This is a genomic window from Prosthecobacter sp. (assembly GCF_044236155.1).
Classification (GTDB): Bacteria; Verrucomicrobiota; Verrucomicrobiia; order Verrucomicrobiales; family Verrucomicrobiaceae; genus Prosthecobacter.
On sequence record NZ_JBIIHA010000010.1, the window covers coordinates 43,198 to 62,084 of the forward strand.

Annotated in this window: 16 protein-coding genes and 1 tRNA gene; 12 read left to right on the plus strand and 5 right to left on the minus strand. The window is 58.4% G+C overall.

Translation table 11 applies throughout. From position 1 onward, the window contains the following. The first annotated feature begins 38 nt into the window (after positions 1 to 38). The gene (locus ACILSE_RS10805) at positions 39 to 593 is read left to right on the plus strand and encodes a hypothetical protein (RefSeq protein ID WP_395717396.1); all 555 of its coding nucleotides are present in this window, start codon (positions 39 to 41) and stop codon (positions 591 to 593) included. Between the two features lie 142 nt (positions 594 to 735). Here ACILSE_RS10805 and ACILSE_RS10810 read toward each other — a convergent pair whose 3' ends face one another. Continuing rightward, positions 736 to 1,737: a peptidylprolyl isomerase gene (locus ACILSE_RS10810; protein WP_395717397.1), complete on the minus strand. Its 1,002-nt coding sequence runs from the start codon at positions 1,735 to 1,737 to the stop codon at positions 736 to 738. Between the two features lie 23 nt (positions 1,738 to 1,760). Here ACILSE_RS10810 and ACILSE_RS10815 point away from each other — a divergent pair, with 23 nt between their 5' ends. The 3 genes from ACILSE_RS10815 to ACILSE_RS10825 all read left to right on the plus strand — a co-directional run bounded on the left by ACILSE_RS10815 (position 1,761) and on the right by ACILSE_RS10825 (position 5,411). After that, positions 1,761 to 2,714: a D-alanyl-D-alanine carboxypeptidase family protein gene (locus ACILSE_RS10815; protein WP_395717398.1), complete on the plus strand. Its 954-nt coding sequence runs from the start codon at positions 1,761 to 1,763 to the stop codon at positions 2,712 to 2,714. Between the two features lie 70 nt (positions 2,715 to 2,784). Beyond that, positions 2,785 to 3,963 carry a hypothetical protein gene (locus tag ACILSE_RS10820; RefSeq protein ID WP_395717399.1) on the plus strand — a complete coding sequence of 393 codons (1,179 nt, stop codon included), beginning with the start codon at positions 2,785 to 2,787 and terminating at the stop codon, positions 3,961 to 3,963. A 113-nt stretch (positions 3,964 to 4,076) separates the two neighbouring features. Next, positions 4,077 to 5,411, plus strand: coding sequence for a DUF1501 domain-containing protein (locus tag ACILSE_RS10825; protein WP_395717400.1), 1,335 nt, complete (start codon positions 4,077 to 4,079; stop codon positions 5,409 to 5,411). A gap of 60 nt (positions 5,412 to 5,471) precedes the next feature. Here ACILSE_RS10825 and ACILSE_RS10830 read toward each other — a convergent pair whose 3' ends face one another. Next, positions 5,472 to 6,359: a prenyltransferase/squalene oxidase repeat-containing protein gene (locus ACILSE_RS10830; protein WP_395717401.1), complete on the minus strand. Its 888-nt coding sequence runs from the start codon at positions 6,357 to 6,359 to the stop codon at positions 5,472 to 5,474. A gap of 113 nt (positions 6,360 to 6,472) precedes the next feature. Here ACILSE_RS10830 and ACILSE_RS10835 point away from each other — a divergent pair. The 5 genes from ACILSE_RS10835 to ACILSE_RS10855 all read left to right on the plus strand — a co-directional run bounded on the left by ACILSE_RS10835 (position 6,473) and on the right by ACILSE_RS10855 (position 11,536). Beyond that, positions 6,473 to 6,557, plus strand: a tRNA-Leu gene (locus ACILSE_RS10835). Positions 6,558 to 6,596: 39 nt separating this feature from the next. Further along, a complete protein-coding gene (locus tag ACILSE_RS10840; protein ID WP_395717402.1) occupies positions 6,597 to 7,277 on the plus strand; it encodes a ubiquinone/menaquinone biosynthesis methyltransferase in 681 nt (226 codons plus the stop codon). A 133-nt stretch (positions 7,278 to 7,410) separates the two neighbouring features. Further along, complete coding sequence (locus ACILSE_RS10845) at positions 7,411 to 7,986, plus strand: DJ-1/PfpI family protein (RefSeq protein ID WP_395717403.1); 576 nt, start codon at positions 7,411 to 7,413, stop codon at positions 7,984 to 7,986. Between the two features lie 32 nt (positions 7,987 to 8,018). Continuing rightward, positions 8,019 to 10,079: a c-type cytochrome gene (locus ACILSE_RS10850; RefSeq protein WP_395717404.1), complete on the plus strand. Its 2,061-nt coding sequence runs from the start codon at positions 8,019 to 8,021 to the stop codon at positions 10,077 to 10,079. Between the two features lie 89 nt (positions 10,080 to 10,168). Continuing rightward, positions 10,169 to 11,536: a hypothetical protein gene (locus ACILSE_RS10855; RefSeq protein WP_395717405.1), complete on the plus strand. Its 1,368-nt coding sequence runs from the start codon at positions 10,169 to 10,171 to the stop codon at positions 11,534 to 11,536. A 6-nt stretch (positions 11,537 to 11,542) separates the two neighbouring features. Here ACILSE_RS10855 and ACILSE_RS10860 read toward each other — a convergent pair whose 3' ends face one another. Genes ACILSE_RS10860 through ACILSE_RS10870 form a run of 3 tightly spaced genes read right to left on the minus strand, consistent with a single transcriptional unit; the run spans position 11,543 to position 14,016 of the window. Beyond that, positions 11,543 to 12,502 (minus strand): acetyl-CoA carboxylase carboxyltransferase subunit alpha, encoded by a 960-nt coding sequence (locus tag ACILSE_RS10860; protein WP_395717406.1) that lies wholly within the window; start codon positions 12,500 to 12,502, stop codon positions 11,543 to 11,545. Between the two features lie 28 nt (positions 12,503 to 12,530). Beyond that, on the minus strand, positions 12,531 to 13,466 hold the full coding sequence (locus ACILSE_RS10865; RefSeq protein WP_395717407.1) for a LysM peptidoglycan-binding domain-containing protein: 936 nt from the start codon (positions 13,464 to 13,466) through the stop codon (positions 12,531 to 12,533). A gap of 22 nt (positions 13,467 to 13,488) precedes the next feature. Further along, positions 13,489 to 14,016: a hypothetical protein gene (locus ACILSE_RS10870; protein ID WP_395717408.1), complete on the minus strand. Its 528-nt coding sequence runs from the start codon at positions 14,014 to 14,016 to the stop codon at positions 13,489 to 13,491. A gap of 122 nt (positions 14,017 to 14,138) precedes the next feature. Here ACILSE_RS10870 and ACILSE_RS10875 point away from each other — a divergent pair, with 122 nt between their 5' ends. The 3 genes from ACILSE_RS10875 to ACILSE_RS10885 all read left to right on the plus strand — a co-directional run bounded on the left by ACILSE_RS10875 (position 14,139) and on the right by ACILSE_RS10885 (position 18,866). Beyond that, entirely contained in the window at positions 14,139 to 15,347 is a 1,209-nt protein-coding gene (locus tag ACILSE_RS10875; protein ID WP_395717409.1) for an RsmB/NOP family class I SAM-dependent RNA methyltransferase, read from the plus strand. 198 nt (positions 15,348 to 15,545) lie between these two features. After that, positions 15,546 to 16,274: a hypothetical protein gene (locus ACILSE_RS10880; RefSeq protein WP_395717410.1), complete on the plus strand. Its 729-nt coding sequence runs from the start codon at positions 15,546 to 15,548 to the stop codon at positions 16,272 to 16,274. A gap of 111 nt (positions 16,275 to 16,385) precedes the next feature. Further along, the gene (locus ACILSE_RS10885) at positions 16,386 to 18,866 is read left to right on the plus strand and encodes a DUF1549 domain-containing protein (protein WP_395717411.1); all 2,481 of its coding nucleotides are present in this window, start codon (positions 16,386 to 16,388) and stop codon (positions 18,864 to 18,866) included. Positions 18,867 to 18,887 lie beyond the last annotated feature (21 nt).

Below are 18,887 nucleotides of genomic sequence, written 5' to 3' on the forward strand. Positions count from 1 at the left end.
GAAACTGGCCTGAGATACGCTTTGTTGCAAACAAGCCGATGTCTGATCACGATCTCCAGAAGCCACCGCCGATCCCGCCTGAGCTGGGATGTGAATACGAGGAGAGGCCGTTTCAGAACTGCACGCGCTGCGGCGAGTCGCTGCCAGACTTTCCGGGCGGATTTCAAATCTCGAAGGCCTACAAACGCGGCGAGTGCGTGATGGAGTATGCGCTGTGCGACCATTGCCGCACGAAAATGATGGAGGAGTTCTCCCAGGAGTCGAAAAAGCGCCTGGCCCAGTTCCAGGACGAGGAGGTCACGCTGGACCGCGGCCTGGACTCGTGCGCGGTGTGCAATGCGCGACGCGACGCGCCTGGGATGGACGATTTTGTGATCACGGGCGTGTGCGAAGGCATCTCGCTGCTCCACAGCGTGATGATCTGCGGGAAATGCGGAGACACGGTGCAGGGGATGATCTCGCAGAAGACTCGTGACACGTGGCGACGCTTCGTGGATGACAATTTTCCTGGTCCGCCGCCAGTGGACTCGCTGCCGGAGCCGGATGAGACGACCACGCGGACACCGGTGCCGGTCTTGTCGAAAGTGAGTTAGGAATGACGAAACCAGAATGAGGAATGACGAATGAATGCTTCAATTGGGCATTCGACTTTCAACATTCATTCGTCATTCGGAATTACTCATTCGTCATTCGATGTGGCAGTAAGCCAAGGCGTTTGAGGTAACTCCAACAGGCTCAATGGCCGCAATTCACGCCTTCATCGGGCGGATCGGTATCCTCGATCTTGGCAGCTGTCTTGAGTTTTTCTAGGAAGGTGTTGAACTTTCTGTCGCGGTGCTCTTCGAGGAAGCGATGTTTCACGTCTTCCTTCACCTCTTCGAAGGGACGGGCGACGGATGGTTTGCGGCCAGTGACGGTGCAGATGTGGAAGCCGAGCTGGGTGGTGAAAACGGGGCTTATTTCGCCTTCGCCCATCGAAAAGGCGATGATCTCGAATTCTTCCATGAACTCGCCGCGTTTGAACCAGCCGAGGTCGATCTGCTGCTGCTCGTCGGCGCGGTGTTCTTCGGCGAGTCTGGCAAAATCGGCTCCGGCGAGGAGTTGGGAGCGCAGATCGCGCATGGTTTGATACACGTCCTGCCGGCTCGTGGCTCCCTGGAGGCTTTTGGTGATGTGGGAGGCTTTGATCTCCTCGTCGGTCATGTAATGCTTGAGGTTTTTCTCGTAGCACGTCCGCAATTCAGCTTCGGAGGGCTCAGGTTCGGGCTGGTAGATTTCCTGCAGTGTCTTGTCGAGGCGGACGCCGCCGGAGACGTTCTCGCGGATGATGGCCTCGTCTTTGACGGGCATCCCGATGTTGAGGTAGAACTGAGTTTCACCGCCGGCCTCGTCGATGAGCCTTTGCAGGCGAGCGGTGACGTCGGCCTCCGGCACTTCGGGGAAGCGGCGGCGGCTCTCCTGGCCGAGGAGGGCGCGGGAGATGAGGTTGTCCTTGGCCATGCCGCGAAACTCGGGATCACGCTCGCAGCAGGCGACCTGGAGGGTGCGCTCGAAATGTCCTTTAATTTGGCGGAACTCCGCCTCGATGATTTCGTCGTCGATGTGTTCGCCGTTGATGATAAGTGCCATGGTGGCGGCGATGATGGCGCGGGAGCGCAGGGGCGCAAGGTTTGACAACGCATGCCCGGTGGCATAGATGCGCGGGCCCGGGCTGCCCGGCATGAAAACTGCGGTCATGTGCCGCGTTGCCTCCCATGATGATGAGATTGATCCCGATTTTGATGACAGCGGCGGCCTGCGTGTCGCTGAGCAGTTGCGCTGATTTTGGCGTCGTGAAGGCGATCCCGGTCGCCCCAAACTCGCAGCATCTTTATGCCGAGGGCGACAGCGCGCAGGTGATGCCTGTACTGCTGCCGGAAAGCCCGATGCTGGTGGCGACGACCGGGCCTTCGATCCGTGCCGCCTCTTATTTGCTGCTCGATGCGCGCACCGGGCAGCATCTGGCGGGTCGCAGTTTTGAAACCGCGAGGGCGGTGGCCAGCACGCAGAAGCTGGTGACGGCTCTGGTGGTGCTCGACGCGGGAAATCTGGACAAAATGGTTCGCGTGCAGGCCTCGGATGTGGCGGTGGAGCCAACGCGGCTGGGCTTGAAGCCGGGAGAGGTGTATTCGCGGCGCACGCTCCTTTATGCCTTTTTGGTGAAGAGCGCGAATGATGTGGCGAATGTTCTTGCGCGCGACAACGCGGGCAGCATCAGCGCCTTTGCGGCGAAGATGAACGCGAAGGTGCGCTCGCTGGGCTGCACGAACTCGAATTTCAAGAACCCGCATGGCCTTACGGTTGGCGGGCAGTATTCGACAGCTCGGGACATGGCCCGCGTGGCGATGGCGTGCTACCGCAATGGCATCATTCGTGACGTGGTGCGCCGGAAATACTACACCTTCCGTCGCGCGGACGGACGCATGGTGACTTTGGAGAACACGAACGAGCTGCTCGGTGTGATGCCGGAGTGCAACGGGATGAAAACGGGCTACACGGTGGCCAGCGGACGCTGCCTGATCTCCAGTGCCGCCAGCGGCAGCCGGGAGGTGATCCTGGTACAGCTCGGCACGAAGACCAAATACATCTGGGAGGACGCCCGCATCATGATGAGCTGGGGCTTGCAGCGCCTGCGCTCACGCGGCGGTGTGGCGCTGGCTTGGATGGGAAATTGAATCAACCGCAGGTTGCGACCAGCCATTCCCGAAGACACACTGATTTTCTCCCCTAATCGTTCAGCCCAGAATGCCGGCCACCACCCTTGTCTGCCCTCACTGCGAAAAAACTGTCGAAATCCAGGCCTCGACGGTGACACGTTCGCGTCCATGCCCGGAATGCGGTGAGATCGTGATGCTGCAGATGGCGGAGAAAAGCACGAAAACGAAGCGGCGGGCTCTTTTGATGGGACAGAACGAGCCACCCGCTCCGGTGACTCCTCCGCAGACCAAGGCTTTTGACGAGCCGCAGCCGCTGCCTGGAGACGCTTTCGAACGCATGCGCATGGATCCTGAGATTCACCAGTTCCGCCGTCGTCTGGTGATCGGGGCCGTTTTTGTGACTGTGATCGTTGTTGGATTGCTGGTCATGGCCATTCTGCGCTCCTCCGATGATCAGCGTTTGGTGAAGCAACCCGTTGAAGAAGAAGGAACAAAACCCTCTGCGACGGCTTCAATGATCCAACCAGAAGAAATCCAGCCGCCGGTCACCTCCGGGAATCTGGTTTTTCGTCCTCCGGGCAGCGAGCAACTCAAGACAGCCCAGGCTACCACGAACAAGGTCAACACTGAAAGCCTTGCCAAGCTGGCGGCCGCCGAGGCTGTGCTGGGCAAATTCCTGCAAGCGGCTGATTGGAAGCAGCGCGCTCTGTTGGCGCGCGACAAGCTGCGCGTGGCACCTCTGATGAGCGCGTATTACGCCAAAAACGCCGATGGACCGATTCCTTTCGATTCGATCGTCGAAGCGGCGGATGTCTCGGCGAAGCTCAGCGAGCATGTGGTCGTTTTCCAAGGAGGAGGCCGACGTCTGGCCACCGTTGAGCACACCGCCGAAGGTCCGCGTGTGGACTGGGAATCGTTTGTTGGCGCAGGTGAGATGGCCTGGTCCGATTTCATCGATTCAAAGCCTGCCACCCCGTCGCTTTTCCGCGTGCTGGTCTCGCCGGCAGGGCATTATGAGAACCAGTTCGGCAATCCTGCGGAACTCGCATGCTACAGCCTGCGCAACATCTCCGAACCAGGAGCCAAGGTGGTTTACGGATACGTGAGCAAGTCGAGTCCGATGGCCAGGGAGATCGACTACTGGGTGCAAAAGAGCAATGATGCGACGGTGCCGATGATCTTGAGGCTCAAGTTTCCCTTGGACGCCACGGCTGATTTCCAAGTTTGGATTCATCAATTTGTGCAATCCGGTTGGGTCTTAAAATAAAGGGATTCTTGCCGAAGATCACGAATTGCGTAATTTTTCGCAAGATTTGCAAGAAGGCTTGCCTCCTCTCGTAATTGCCCACGATTCCAGCAACAACACCCCCATCAAACGATATGAAAATGCATCCTCTCTGCCAAGGCAACCACCTTGATCTGCGCTCCGGTGCCAGCCGCCGTGACTTCCTCTACGTCGGCATGCTCGGCGGCCTCGGCCTCTCGCTGCCAGAGCTTCTCCGTCTTCAGGCCGCTCCGATGATGCCTGAGGTGGAAACCTTCAAGCCGATCGCCGATTCGGTGATTCACATTTACCTCCCGGGTGGTATGGCCCAGCACGAGTCCTGGGATCCGAAGCCCTTTGCTTCCCCGGACTACCGTGGTCCTTTCACGCCGATCAAGACCTCCATCCCCGGAGAATATGTCGGTGAGAAGTTCCAGAACATCGCCAAGATCATGAACAAACTCACCGTCATCCGCTCGATGACCCACGGTGAGGCCGCTCATGAGCGTGGCACCCACAACATGTTCACCGGTTACCGCCCCAGCCCGGCGATCAAGTTCCCCAGCTTCGGCTCCATCATCTCCCACGAGCAGGGCAGCCGCAACAATCTGCCTCCCTACGTGGTGGTGCCAAGCGTCTTTGCTCCTGAACAGGGCACGGGCTATATGAGCAGCGCCTACGGTCCCTTCGCGCTTGGCAGCGACCCGGCTGATCGTGGTTTCAGCGTGCGTGACCTCCTCACGCCAAAGGACGTTGATGAAAAGCGTTTTGACCGCCGCCGCAACCTTCTGGGCGCAGTGGACGAGCACTTCAAGGCGGTGGAAAAAGCCGACTCCATCAGTGCCATGGACAGCTTCTATCAGGCCGCCTACGGCCTTATCAGCAGCCAGAAAGCCCGTGAGGCCTTCGACATCTCGAAGGAAAGCGACAAGCTCCGCGACGAATACGGCCGCAACTCCGCCGGTCAGCGCTTCCTGCTTGCCCGTCGCCTTGTTGAAGCCGGTGTCCGCATGGTTTCCGTCAACTACGGCGGCTGGGACCACCACTCCAACATTAAGGGGGCGTTTGAAGGCCAGGCTCCGAGCTTCGACCAAGCTTTCGCACGTCTCATCACCGATCTCGAAGAACGCGGCATGCTCAAGCGCACGCTTGTCATGGTCAGCTCCGAATTCGGCCGCACGCCGAAGATCAACGGCACCAACGGCCGCGACCACTGGCCGCGCGTGTTCTCAGTCGCCCTTGCTGGTGGTGGTGTCAAAGAAGGCTACATCCACGGTGCTTCTGACGCCCTCGGTGGTGAGCCAGATCGTGACGCGGTCGGTCCGGAAGATCTTGCCAAGACCATGTATCGCCTCCTCGGCATCAATGGTGAGAAGCGCATTGTCGCTGATGGCGTCCGTCCGATCGACATCGTCAACGGTGGTCGCATTCTTACGGAAGCTCTCGCCTGATCCGCAATCACGCAGATTCTCACAGAAAACCCGGGCAGAGATGTCCGGGTTTTTTGTGTTTCAGAGGCTGAGATGCCCGAGTGCGAGAAGACCGTAATAAGTATATTCACAGTCCAGCGTGTCGTCGGTCCAGTTGCCGTGAAATCCTCCAGTGGCATCCCAAAGCGAATCCACAAAGTCGAGACAGGGCTCTTTGAGATGGGAAAAATCCGCCTGCACGGCGTCCAGCGCGTGCAAAGCAACGGCGGTGGAGAGCAGATCGGGCAGGGGAGCCGCCGGCAGCGCGAGGAAGCCTCCTTGTGGCAGGCATTGTTTCATTAACCACTCCACGGCCTCTGGTGGCGGCGGCATGTCCAGATGGCGATGAAGCGCCACCATCGCCGCCGTTGCCGTGGTGGAGCCAACAGGGATGCCCGGCTCGTTCGACCATGCGCCGTCCTTCGTGCGTAGGCCGCCCATGCATTCCGCAAGCCGCCACGGCTCAGGTGGCAGACCACCGAGATCTTGATAGGCACCCCAGGCCAGCAGGCACCCATAGGCACTGCCCTTGCTGCGCCCCGGTGCCTGATGATAACCGCCGTCCGCGCAACGAAACGCCTCAATACGCGACGCCAATGCCTCGCGTGATGCCGTGGGAAGATCAACGATGCCGGCGTTCGCCCAGCAACGTGCCAGGCAGCATAAATGTACAAAGTCCAGTCCTGCTCCGTCACCGAAAGCAGCGAGCCAGGGCCTCACATCAGGAATTTTCGACGCGTTCACGGACAGCGCCTGCAAACCCTCCAGCCCGAACACGGTGTAATAGAGGTCAGGCTTCTCATCGCGGTCCAAAAAGCCGCCCGCTGGTGAGATGCGCGATTGCAGGAAGCCTTCGACAAGTTCCGCAGACTCTCCGAGCAGCTTGGGCGCAAGACGGGCCACTTGGAGCATTTCGAGGCGGAAGGACATGCGGATGCGACTAGCCTGAACCTCCGTGCACCGCCAGAAGAAACTCATTTTCCCGCTTGAGAAATCCGGGCCTTGGTCAAAACTCGCTTCCCGGTCACCCGACCCCCTGCGTTGCTCACGTGGCGGAATTGGTAGACGCGCTAGATTCAGGTTCTAGTGAGTAACATCGTGAAGGTTCGAGTCCTTTCGTGAGCACCATCAACCCCTGGCATTGCCGGGGGACCGGATCAAATCACCATGCAAGACGCAGGATTCGTCAGGAAGGCATTTGCGGGAATCGCATCGCGTTACGTGCTCGCCAACCACGTTCTTAGCCTGGGAATCGACTGCCTGTGGCGTCGCACCACGGCAAATCGCATTGTGCAGCTCAAGCCGAAGCTTGTCCTCGATCTCGCCACCGGCAGCGGCGACCTCGCCCAGGCAATTCAAAAGGCCTGCCCGGAGGCGAAGGTGCTCGGAGCCGATTTTTCCGTGCCCATGATGCGCGAGGCGCAAGCACGCCGCTTTCACCAACTCATCGCGGCGGATGGCATGGCGCTGCCATTCAAGGATGATGTCTTCGATGTGCTCACGGTTGCCTTCGGTCTGCGCAACATGGCCTCCTGGCCCGCCGCGCTCCAGGAGATGAGCCGTGTGCTGCGACCCGGCGGCACCCTTTTTGTGCTCGATTTCTCCATTCCGCGCATCCCTGGCATCCGTCAGCTTTATCTGTTCTATCTGAAACACGTCATGACGAGGATCGCCGGCTGGATCACAGGCCAGCGCGAGGCCTACGTCTATCTTTGCGGCTCCATCGAGCGCTTCCCATCCGGCAAGGAAATGGAGGCGCTGATTTGCGCGAACGGCTTTCAATCGGCGTGCGCGAAACAGCTCACGTTTGGCATCGCGTCCCTCTATGAGGCGAAAAAGGCAAGCTGATGTGCTGCTGCAAAACCTGAAGCAGCGAAACCAAAGTCTGAATGAAGGATGCCACGCTAAAGCGTTTATTCCGATCGTGAAACGCCTCATGTTATGATTTCTCTTCTTCAATCCCACAAACTACTCACTCCCCATGCCTGAAGCCAAAGTCCTCCTCATCGTCGGTGACGCCACCGAGACCGTTGACACGCTCTACCCATTCTACCGTCTCATCGAAGGCGGCTACAAGCCGGTCGTCGCCGCGCCGGAAAAGCGGAAGTATCAAATGGTGCTGCATGAGATCAAACCCGGCTGGACCATCACGAAGGAATGGGAAGGCTACAGCATCGATGCCGACATCGCTTTCAAGGACATCAAGCCCGAGGAATACGTCGGCATCTTCTTCAGCGGCGGCCGTGCACCGGAATACATCCGCGAAGACGCCGACCTGCTGCGCATCACCAAATGGTTCTGGGACAACAAAAAGCCCTGCGCCAGCGTCTGCCACGGCGTCGAGATCCCCGCCCGTGCCGACATCGTCAAAGGCCTTCGTATGGCCACCGTCGCGAAGTGCAAGTTCGACCTCGAAATCTGCGGCGGCATCTATGTGAACGAACCCTGCGTCATCGACCAGCACATGTTCAGCGGACGCACGTATCATGACAGCGGGCATTTCATCGGCCCTTGGATCAAGGCGCTGGACGCTGAGCGTGCAAAGATGGGCATTTAACAGCCGCAAGAGAACGCAAAGACCGCAAAAACATGAATCGAGCCCAAGCCCTGTCCTTCTTTGCGGTCTCTGCGATCTTTTGCGGCCAATCGGATGCTCACCCTTTGCAGGCCGAACCCATCAACCACGCCTACGTCTTCAACTTCGATCAGTTCAACCTGCCCGAAGATCCTGATGAGCATCTTGTCACGGGCGGCTTGCTTTTGATGGCCGAGCTGAATTGCACCGCGTGTCATGAAGTGCCGAAAGCATGGCAGGAGCGGCTTAAACCGAAACCCGCGCCGGATTTGAGCGTGGTGGGCTCGCGGCTCGATGAAGACACGCTCTGGCTCATGATCCGCAGCCCACAGCATCGCAAAAAGGGCACGCAAATGCCCGGCCTCTTCGCCGGTGAAGAAGGCGATGACGAAAAGGCCGAAGCGCTGGTCGAGTATCTGGCCTCGTTGAAGGGCGAAACGCACAAAATGCCCGCCGGCGATGCGGAGCGTGGCAAAGACCTCTACCACAAAGTCGGCTGCGTGGCCTGCCACGAGCCCGCGCTCGATGTGCGGCCTCCCAAAGTCCCCGCCGATGCCGAAGTCGAAAAACCGGGCAATGCCTCCGTGCCCATCGCACTGGCCGATGCGTATGAATTCAACGCCTTGGCCGCCTTTTTGAAGAATCCGCTCCACACACGTCCTGCAGGCCGCATGCCCGACATGCGCCTCAGCGATCAAGAAGCCTCCGATCTGGCCGCCTACCTCCACACCGGCCGCATCGCCGAAAAAGCCACCGCCCGCGCCGCGCTGAACATTCCGAAACAGGGCATCGAAAAGGGCAAAGCGCTCTTTTCAGCCATGAATTGCATCGCCTGCCATCAATCAGGTCAATCAGGTCATCCTCGTCCCATCCAAACACCCACCGCAGGCTGCCTCGCCGAAAAACAGCCCACCGGCACGCCACGCTTCGATTTGAACGATCTCCAAAAACGAGCGCTGCGCCTCGCCTTGTCGGAAATCCAGAAACCTGCACCGAAACTCACCGCACAGCAGCAAATCGACTGGCAAATGTCCCGCCTCAATTGCTACGCCTGCCATGATCGCGACGGCAAAGGCGGCCCGGAAGATCCGCGGGCGCAGTATTTTGGCGTGAACGATCCCACCGCCGAATCGCTCGGCGAACTCGCCCACCTGCCACCGAATCTCGACAAGGTCGGCCGCAAGCTCACACGCAGCTGGTTTGAAAAAATCCTCTGGGGCCAAAACGGCAGCGTGAGGCCCTACATGGACATCCGCATGCCGAACTTCGGCCAAGCGCAGACGGAGATGCTCATCAGCGCTTTCAATGAGGCCGACGAACTCGATCCACCTGTGAAGATTGATGTCAGCGGCCTCGAAAAACACCACCGCGCCGAGCTTGGTCGCAAGCTGCTCGGTGCCACGGGCCTTGCGTGCGTTTCATGCCACGGCCTCAAAGATCGTAAATCCCTCGGCCCGCCCGTCATTCGCCTCACGCACACGGTGGAGCGACTCCAGCCGGAGTATTTCAAAGAGTTGCTGCTCAACCCACAGGTCACGCAGCCCGGCACGGTGATGCCGCCGATGTTTGTGGGCCGCAAAACGGCCGACAAGGATATCGAGAGCATCTGGACTTACCTCCGCGAGGTCGAAGGCCAACCGCTACCCGAAGGCCTCATGTCCGCCGCCGACTTCGAACTCAAGCCCACCGACAAACCCATCATCTTCCGCAGCTTCATCGAAGGCGTCGGCACGCACGCCATCGGAGTCGGCTTCCCTGGCGGCCTGAACGCGGCCTTTGACGGCAAAACAAGTCGCTGGGCCATCGTGTGGAAGGGCCGCTTCCTTGATGCGATGAGCAACTGGCAAGACCGCGCCATGCCCCCGATCAAACCTTTAGGCACCGACGTGAAGGAACTCCCCGTCGCAGGCGAACGCGTCTTCGGCGGCTATCGAATCGGCAAAGACGGCGTTCCGACCTTCCTCTACCGCGAAAACGGTCAGCAGGTCGAAGACACACTCAAGCCTGCCGGCGACCACTTCGAGCGCACCATCAAAACCAAAGGCAAAGAAACGAAGGAGGTCGTGTCATGGTAAAGAACGTAGAACGAGTTTTCCAACTCGTTACCCGAACCAGCAGCGCAGCATTGAAACGAGTTGGAAAACTCGTTTTACTCCTGCCCACGTTGCTCTCCGCCCAGGATTACTACCGCATCGAGACCTACAACCTGCCACAAGGCGTCAATTTCGAAGCCAGCGGCCTTGCGGTGATGCCAAACGGCAAACTGGCCGTCGGGCTGCGCAAAGGTGAGGTTTGGGTGGAAGGCGAAAAGGGCTTCAAGCTCTTCGCCAGCGGCCTGCATGAGATTCTGGGCCTCGCGTTTCATGAGGGTGCGCTTTACGCCACGCAGCGTGCGGAGGTCACCAAGATCCGCGACACCGATGGCGACGGCACTGCCGATGAATACCTCACCGCCGCCGCAGGTTGGGGCGTGAGCGGCGCTTACCACGAGTATGCTTATGGACCCGTTTTCGATGCCGCGGGAAATTTGTACACCTCGCTGAATTGCAGCATGGGCAAGCCCATGATCAAAGGCGACACGCTCTGGCGTGGCTGGGTCGTGCGCACTTCACCGAGCGGCCAGATGGAGCCCTGGTGCGCCGGTTTTCGAAGTCCCTGCGGCATCGGCACGAATTTCGAGGGCGATGTCTTTGTCAGTGACCAGCAAGGCAACTGGATGCCCACCACGCCCATCTTCCACGCGAGGAAAGGCGCTTACTTCAGCCATGCCGACTCCATTCCGGATGCCATGCGCCCGGATTCGCCGGTAAAAATCAACGCGAAGCAGCCCGATGGCATCACCGTGGCCGAGGCGATGAAAAAAGTGCCCGGCTACTGCCCACCCGCCGTGTGGCTGCCGTATGTGAAGATGGGCCAGAGCGGCACCGGCATCGTCTGCGACCGCAGCGGTGGCAAATTCGGCCCCTTCGAGAAACAGCTGTTCATGGGAGAATTCGTGCTCAGCGGCGTGAACCGTGTCTTCCTCGAAAAAGTCGGCGGCGAGTACCAGGGAGCCTGCTTTCCCTTCATCGACGGCCTGCAATGCGCCGCGCTGGCTTTGACGACGCTGCCGGATGGCTCCCTCGTCGTCGGCGAGTCAAACCGCGGCTGGAACAGCAAGGGCAACCGCCCCTTTGGCCTGCAAAAGATCGTCTGGACGAAGAAGAAGCCGCTCGATGTGCAAAAGCTCGAACTCACCGAAACCGGTTTCCGCTTCACCTTCACTCTGCCTGTCGAGAAAGTCTGCGAACTCACCGGTCAGAGTTACACCTACCCCTTCCAAAGCAAATACGGCGGCGAAGAACTCGATGCGAAGCCTCTGCAAATCTCCGCCACTAAACTCAGCGATGACGGTCTCACTCTCGATGTCACCATCGCCAATCTTCGCGAAGGTTATGTGCATGAATTTGAGCTTCCGCAGCTCCAAGCCAAGGACGGCACGCCGCTGTGGCACCGCATGGCCTACTACACACTGAACCGCTTGAAGCGGTGATCTCGGTTATTGTTGGGTGAACTGGCCGAGAGCGCGGAACTTCTGATAACGTTGCTCAAGCAACTTGGCGGTTGGTACTTTGCCGAGTTCAGTCAGCGTGCTGAGCAAAGCGTCTTTGAGCGATACGGCAGCAGCGGCTGGGTCGTTGTGAGCACCACCGAGGGGCTCTGGGATGACGCCGTCGATGATGCCGAGCTTGGAGAGGTCCTGGGCACTGAGTTTGAGCGCGGAGGCGGCCTCCGGGGCGTGCTCGCGGTGTTTCCAGAGGATGGCGGCGCAACCTTCGGGGCTGATGACGGAGTAGTAGGCGTTTTCCATCATGAGCACTCGATCTGCGATGCCGATGCCGAGCGCGCCACCTGAGCCGCCTTCGCCGATGACAATGGCGATGACCGGTGTACGGAGTGTCATCATTTCGCGCAGATTGAAGGCGATGGCCTCGGCGATGTTGCGCTCCTCGGCTCCGATGCCGGGGAAGGCTCCGGGGGTGTCAATAAGGGTGACGATGGGAAGGCTGAACTTTTCCGCCATGCGCATGAGGCGGAGGGCCTTCCGATAGCCCTCGGGATGGGCGCTGCCGAAGTTGCGCAGGAGGTTTTCCTTGGTGTCGCGGCCTTTTTGATGGCCGAGGATGGCGACACGCTGTCCGCCGATGGTGGCAAAGCCGGCAGGCATGGCGTTGTCGTCGCCGATGTGTCGGTCGCCGTGCAGCTCGACGAATTCATCGCAGATGTGCTTCACATAATCGAGCATGTAAGGCCGTGCGATGTGGCGCGAGATCTGGACGCGCTGCCAGGGGGAGAGGTTGGCGTGGATGTCGCGCTGCAGGTCGCCCAGCTTGCGCTCGAGGTCGGCGACCTGCTGGGTGAGCTTGTCGCTGGGCTTGGTGGCGAGCTTCTTTTTTGTCTCCTCGATTTCTTCGCGGAGTTTGACGATGGGCTTTTCGAATTCCAAAACTTGTTTCATGGCAGGGCGGGGAAGGGGTTGAGGGGGATCACCTCACGAGGCTCAACTTTGAGCCTTTGCGGACAAGCGCAAAGAGTTCTTCAATGTCTTCACGAGGGAGGAAGATGCCGGTTTCAGAGGCTGCGGATGGAGGTGGCACCGGGGCGGCGTCTGGTGACGAACCTTTCGCAGCCGCAGCCTTGGGGGCTTCGACGGGGATGGCTTTGGCGACGGGAGGCGTGCGGATCACGACACCGGCCTTGGTGCCCGAGATCCATTTTTCAGCCTCCGCGTAGTGCGGGTCGGTGGGGAGGATGGTTTTGCCTTCGAATGTGGCGTTTTTGCCCGCGAGTTCCATCTGGACGGGCAGGCGTGTGCCGGGGGGAAGGCGGATGTCCTTCGCGTCATAGACTTTGAAGAGGTATTCCTTGTCGCCGACCTTGCGCAGGAGCATGACCTGCTTTTTGGAGATGCTGACGCCGAGATGGAAATCCATCGGGATGATGGTGAGGTGATCGCCAGGCTGGAGATTGAAGCTCATGAGTCCGCTGGCACGGACGATGGAGTCAATCGTGGTGTCGTGCTTCGTGGCGATGCCGAGGAGAGTGTTGCCGGGTTGCACGATGTAATCCTTCTTCCCTGCGGAGTTCGCAGGGGAGAAGAGCTGGTCCATGTTGATTTCGCCGATGATGCGCATGGCGTCGGCGCAGGTGGCGGAGTCGGGGAACTGCTGGCGGAGCTTGTAGAGGGCGTCGCGGCCTTCTTCGATCTTGCCTGCGCGGATGAGATCGACGGCGGCTTCAAAGCGGCGGACGCCGGGGTCAATGCGTGGTCGGTCCTTGCCCTTCATGGCGGCGATGTCGTTTTCGACCTGGCTCTCCTTGAGCAGGATGTTCATGTAAACCCAGTAACCCATCGCCAGCGTGCCGGCGACGAGGCCCACGGTGATGAGGAAAATCAGCAGTTTGATCTGGGTGCGTGCCATTTGCGCGTCAAACAATGCTCGCTCAACCGAGGAGGCCTCGGCGTTTGAAATCGAAGAGGTTGATGTTCTGGGACTTCTCGATCATCTCCACGGTGAACTTGAGCAGGCAGATTTCCCAAGTGTCGTCCACGCCCTGAATCACGGCGCGCATCGGGTTGCCGGAAGTGCGGATGTCGGCCAGCAATTTGCCGCAGACGTGTTCCATCGACTCATGGACGATCTGCTCGGTGATCTCGCCTTTGCGGAACTTGAAGCCGTATTTCAAGATAGCGAGCTTGTGCAGGTTGTTTTTGAGAAAGTCGCCGAACGCGGCCACCTCGGGGCCAAAGCCTTCAAAGTCGAAGTTGCCGGGCATCTCCGGTCGCAGGATAAGGGGTTTTTCTGCCTCGATGCGGCCTTCGCGCACACGCACGGCACCGACGGAGTCCATCAGTTCGGTGACAATCTGGAATTCGAACTGAGTGCTGCCGAAAGTGTCGATGCGGCGGTCCGGCTCATGCAACACCTGGGTGTTTTCCAAGGCATATTGAATGTCGAACTCGGTGGGCATGGGTTTTTGAGGGTCGCGGAGATTAGAGTGCTTGGACGCAGGGGCCAGTGATTTCTTGGATGGCGGTGGTTGTGAATGCCGTCGCGTTGTTTTAATGGGGTTGGATGAAACTGCCGTCCCATTTGCTCGACGAAATCGTTCTTTCCCTCGGAGAGGTGTTCGTGGGGCGCAGGTATGCGGACAAGGTGATCGAGTTTGCCTTCAAACGGCACCGCAAATGGGGGAGCCGCGACCGCCGCATCTTCGCGGAGTCGATTTACGAATGCGTGCGCTGGTGGCGCTGGTTCTGGCATCTGGCCGGTCTTCCGGATTCGGAGCACAACCAACCTGAAATCATCACGCCAGAACGGCTGTGGCAGGTGTGGGCGGCCTATTGGATCATAAACGGGCGTGATTTGCCGAAAGATGAAGACGCGCCGGAGGTGCGGCCTGAAGATGTTCTAAAGCGTGCCAAAGAGCAGGTGGAGCCTGCTGTTCGTGCGGCGATTCCGGACTGGCTGGAAGAGCGAGGGAGCCGTGAGCTTGGAAATGCCTGGCCTGCGTTGCGCGACGCGATGAATGTTCCCGCAGATGTGTTTGTGCGCGTCAACACGCTCAAAATCGACCGTCGGACGTTGCGCGAGAGACTGGGACAGGAGGGCTTCGAGACGGAGATCGTCGAGGACGTGCCCAGCGCCCTGCGTTTGAAGCAGCGGGCGAGTTTGTTTGGCTCCGCTGCTTACAAGGAGGGGCTTTTTGAGGTGCAGGACGCGGCATCTCAGTTGATCGCGCCTCTGCTGCAACCTGAACCCGGCATGCGTGTGGTGGACGCGTGTGCAGGAGGAGGCGGGAAAGCTCTCCACATAGCCGCGCTTATGCGGAACAAGGGGCGCATTCTTGCGCTGGATGTTCACGCATGGAAGTTGGCGGAATTGAGAAAGCGTGCGTCACGCGCTGGAGTGGATGTGATCGAGACACGGGAGATCGAGGGATCCAAGACGGTCAAACGTCTTGCGCAGAGCGCAGACCGCGTCTTGCTGGACGTGCCGTGCTCGGGATTGGGTGTCTTGCGGCGTAACCCGGATGCCAAGTGGAAGCTTAGTTTGGCTGAAATCGAGCGGTTGAGAGCATTGCAGGCTGAAATCCTCGAAAACTATAGCCGGATGGTCATTCCAGGCGGCAAGCTGGTTTATGCGACGTGCAGCATTCTACCCAGTGAAAACGAACAACAGGTGCAGGCATTCCTGGTCCGGCATGGGGAAGGGTGGCTTCTTGAAGAGGAGCTTCATCGCACCCCGGAAGCCGGCGTGTTTGATGGTTTTTATGCGGCAAGATTGAAGCGCGTGGCTTGATGGCGTCCATCTGCTGAATCCGTGTGTTCATGAACCTAGAAATCTAAGGGCTGACCACTTGGCATTTGTTCTCATTTTTGAGTTTGTTCTTTGATAAAACTTACAAAGATGAAATTGAGCCGGGGGTGGAGCGCTACAAGATGAGTCCTGATTCAGAGAATTTTAGAACCAGTGCAAAAACAACCTCGTTCGCAGATTATGAAAAAGCCTTCACTCTTTCTCGCGCTTTTGATTTCCTGGGGCCTCCAGGCAACGCTTCGTGCGGACGATTCGCTAGACAATGTGTTGGTCAAATATGACTTCAATTTTCTGAAGAATGACTGCGATCCCAACGCGCCCTCTTATTGTGCTCCGTGCGTATGGACGACGGATTTGGGATTGAGCCATCTCGATCAGAAACTGTTGTGTGGTGGTTCGGATGGCAGCCAGTTCCGGAATTTCAGCGGCTGGGACATTGCTTATGATTATTCATTTGCTCGCGCGGATTTCTCTCCCGCGCCGGGGGTGTTGTCTTATGATTTGTTTGTGAGGCCTGACGCGATTGCGAACATTTCCGGCGTGTCTTTTGACTGGCTGCGACCCGACTGCAATTCGGTCGATTCGATTCAGGCGACGATTTTCTGGCTAAGCACCGGTGGTGGTATCGAATACCTTTCAACCGGCCCCATCACACTCGATGGTTTTGGCTCATGGAATTCACGCGTGCTGGAATTTCCGATCGACGTGAATCCGCTGCCAACAGGCATCGACACGTCCGGCAAGCAGTTCCATGTGGAGATTTATGCATGGGGAGCCGCCGGCGGGCCTCTCTATTTGGACAATGTGGCCTTGCTAGGCAATTGTGCTCCCATTCCCGAGCCGGGAGGGGCTTTGCTAATCGCGACGGCCGGTATCGCGCTGCTGCTGCGTCGTCGTCTGCGCAACTGACTCGTTCGCGAGGTGGATGCTGCGGCGTGGACTACAATTGGGCCGAACTGAAATTCTCAGTTTTGTGCACGGATTGTGAAAAAGTATCCTTTTCATGCCGTTTGTGCCGCCATGAAGCAATCCTTAGTCCGCGCATTCCTTGTTTATGGTTTCCTTGCTGTCAGTGCCTTTGGGGCAGTGATGAATCCTGTTGATGCCGCCCGTCAAATCGACGCGGTGCTTGCTGCGGATTGGAAGAAAAACAAACTCCAGGCAAATCCTGCCACGGATGACAACACGTTCGTTCGCCGTATCTACCTCGACACCATTGGTCGCATACCGACCACACGTGAGGCGACTGAGTTTCTGAACTCCAAGGACGCGGACAAACGCGCAAAGCTGATCGACAAACTGCTGAACTCAGAAGCTTATGTGCAGCATTTCTTCAATTACTGGGCTGACGTGCTTCGCCTGACTTCCAACGGCAACCAGACCGGAGCCATCACCGGGGCGGCATATGCGAGTTTCGTGAAGCAGAGCCTGCGTGACAACAAGCCCTACGACCAATTCGTGCGTGACATGGTTGCGGCCCAAGGCAAGGCATGGGATAACGGCGCGATCGGTTATTACATGCGCGACCGCGGCATGCCTTTGGATAACATGGCGAACACCGTACGCGTGTTTCTCGGCACCCGCATCGAGTGCGCGCAGTGCCACAACCATCCGTTCGACAAGTGGACGCAAATGCAGTTCTACAAAATGGCCTCCTTCACCTATGGCGTCCAGACGCAGGATTATGATGGCGGTGTGATGGGCGGTGTCCGCGATCTCCTGCGTGAGCAGGAGGAGGCTGTGCGTGCCTCGATCAAGGATCCCGAACGTCCGAAACGCCCGGTCATCAACGGCAAGATGACCAAGGAAGAGCGTGCGGAACTGGAGAAGAAGTTCATGGCCGAGCAGAAGCAGTATGAGGAGAAGATGCGTGAGGTGCAGAAGCAGCGCCGCGACGCGCAGGAAAAATTCCGCGCGGAAAATCGCGGCTACAACGAGTCGATGAACGACATTCGTGACACGATGAGATACACCTCGGTCAGCCTGCGCGAACGTAAGCCAACGCTGCCGCATGATTATCAATACAGCGATGCCAAACCGCGGTCCGCAGTCGAGCCTGGCACGATGATGGGGCATGAGTGCATCACGAAGCCTGGTGAAACACCCCTGGAGGCCTATGCGCGCTGGATGACCAGCCCTGAGAATCCGCGCTTCACCACGGTGATCGCGAACCGCCTTTGGAAGCGTGTTTTCGGTCTCGCCCTCATCGAGCCGCTGGACGAACTGATGGATACATCCGTGCCGATGATTCCAGAGATGGAAAAGCACCTGGAAAAGCTGCTGATTGACCTGAAATACGACATGAAGGCTGTCTTGCGCGTGCTTTACAACACGAAGGCCTATCAGGCTCAGGTCACCCGTCAGGAATACGCTCCAGGCACGGTCTATCACTTTACCGGACCGCTTCTCCGCCGCATGAGCGCCGAGCAGATGTGGGATTCCTTCGTCACCTTGATCAATCCTAATCCGGACATGATCAACCAGGCTAACCGCGAGCAGATGGACCAGCGTATCCTTCAGGCGAAAAAGATCGCTGACAGCGTTGAATCTCTGACGCCCGAGGAGGCGCTGGCCGGTTTGAAGAAATCCGCGAAAATCTACAGTTCCAATCGCGAGCGCACCGATGTGCAGCAGAAGCTTTATCTCGAAGCCCGCACCCAATGGAAGGAAACGCAGGACAAGGCCGACGCCACAAAGCCGGGACCTGAGCAGGATGCTTTGATTGCCAAGGCGAAGGAGCTCAAAGCCAAATCCGACGCCATCCGCAGCGAGGTGAACCGCATTCAGAACGAAGGCCGCCGTGTGACATACGCCGAAGTCATCACCAACGGACAGAAAAAGCTTTATGAGAAGGTCACAGGCAAACCCTTCCAGACCGTCGCCCTGAACACGAAGGCCACGGGGGCCGATGGAGCGCCCGCCATGATGAGCGGTGGAGACATGATGATGTCTTCTGGGGTGCGGACGGAGCGCATCATCATTCCCGGCTATGACCGCAAGGAGCTGTCCCAAGAGGAAAAGCAGGCCGCGCAGGAAAAGGTGCGCAAGGAGTTGAATGAGGAAGCTGAATACTTTGGCATCCCTGAAAAGGCCCGCCGCGATTACGTTCGCAACCGTGAAAATATCAACCGCCAGTGGTTGCGTGCCGCCGAGTTGGAAAGCCCTGCGCCGCGCGGTCATTACCTTCGTGAATTCGGCCAAAGCGACCGCGAGACCATCGAAAACGCCAACAACGACGCCAGCGTGCCTCAGGCGCTTGCGATGATGAACGGCAGCCTTCTCCCGCAGATTCTCAGCTCCTACAGCCAGCTCATGCTCACGGTGAACAAGGCTCAGTATCCTGACGACAAGGTCGAGGCCGCCTACATGACGCTTCTCTCCCGCAGACCTACCGCAAACGAGAAAGAAACTTGGCTCAAAGCACAGGACTCCGGTCTCAGCACCATGGAAGACCTCATCTTCTCGTTGCTGAACACGCAGCAGTTCATTTTCATTCAGTAAGTCAAAACACAAAACCAACAA

What these genes read in the sequence shown, in the direction of transcription:
- ACILSE_RS10805 (WP_395717396.1), top strand. Translation starts at nt 39, where the DNA reads ATGTCTGATCACGATCTCCAGAAGCCACCGCCGATCCCGCCTGAGCTG.
- ACILSE_RS10810 (WP_395717397.1), bottom strand. Translation starts at nt 1,737, where the DNA reads ATGACCGCAGTTTTCATGCCGGGCAGCCCGGGCCCGCGCATCTATGCC.
- ACILSE_RS10815 (WP_395717398.1), top strand. Translation starts at nt 1,761, where the DNA reads ATGAGATTGATCCCGATTTTGATGACAGCGGCGGCCTGCGTGTCGCTG.
- ACILSE_RS10820 (WP_395717399.1), top strand. Translation starts at nt 2,785, where the DNA reads ATGCCGGCCACCACCCTTGTCTGCCCTCACTGCGAAAAAACTGTCGAA.
- ACILSE_RS10825 (WP_395717400.1), top strand. Translation starts at nt 4,077, where the DNA reads ATGAAAATGCATCCTCTCTGCCAAGGCAACCACCTTGATCTGCGCTCC.
- ACILSE_RS10830 (WP_395717401.1), bottom strand. Translation starts at nt 6,359, where the DNA reads ATGTCCTTCCGCCTCGAAATGCTCCAAGTGGCCCGTCTTGCGCCCAAG.
- ACILSE_RS10840 (WP_395717402.1), top strand. Translation starts at nt 6,597, where the DNA reads ATGCAAGACGCAGGATTCGTCAGGAAGGCATTTGCGGGAATCGCATCG.
- ACILSE_RS10845 (WP_395717403.1), top strand. Translation starts at nt 7,411, where the DNA reads ATGCCTGAAGCCAAAGTCCTCCTCATCGTCGGTGACGCCACCGAGACC.
- ACILSE_RS10850 (WP_395717404.1), top strand. Translation starts at nt 8,019, where the DNA reads ATGAATCGAGCCCAAGCCCTGTCCTTCTTTGCGGTCTCTGCGATCTTT.
- ACILSE_RS10860 (WP_395717406.1), bottom strand. Translation starts at nt 12,502, where the DNA reads ATGAAACAAGTTTTGGAATTCGAAAAGCCCATCGTCAAACTCCGCGAA.
- ACILSE_RS10865 (WP_395717407.1), bottom strand. Translation starts at nt 13,466, where the DNA reads ATGGCACGCACCCAGATCAAACTGCTGATTTTCCTCATCACCGTGGGC.
- ACILSE_RS10870 (WP_395717408.1), bottom strand. Translation starts at nt 14,016, where the DNA reads ATGCCCACCGAGTTCGACATTCAATATGCCTTGGAAAACACCCAGGTG.
- ACILSE_RS10880 (WP_395717410.1), top strand. Translation starts at nt 15,546, where the DNA reads ATGAAAAAGCCTTCACTCTTTCTCGCGCTTTTGATTTCCTGGGGCCTC.
- ACILSE_RS10885 (WP_395717411.1), top strand. Translation starts at nt 16,386, where the DNA reads ATGAAGCAATCCTTAGTCCGCGCATTCCTTGTTTATGGTTTCCTTGCT.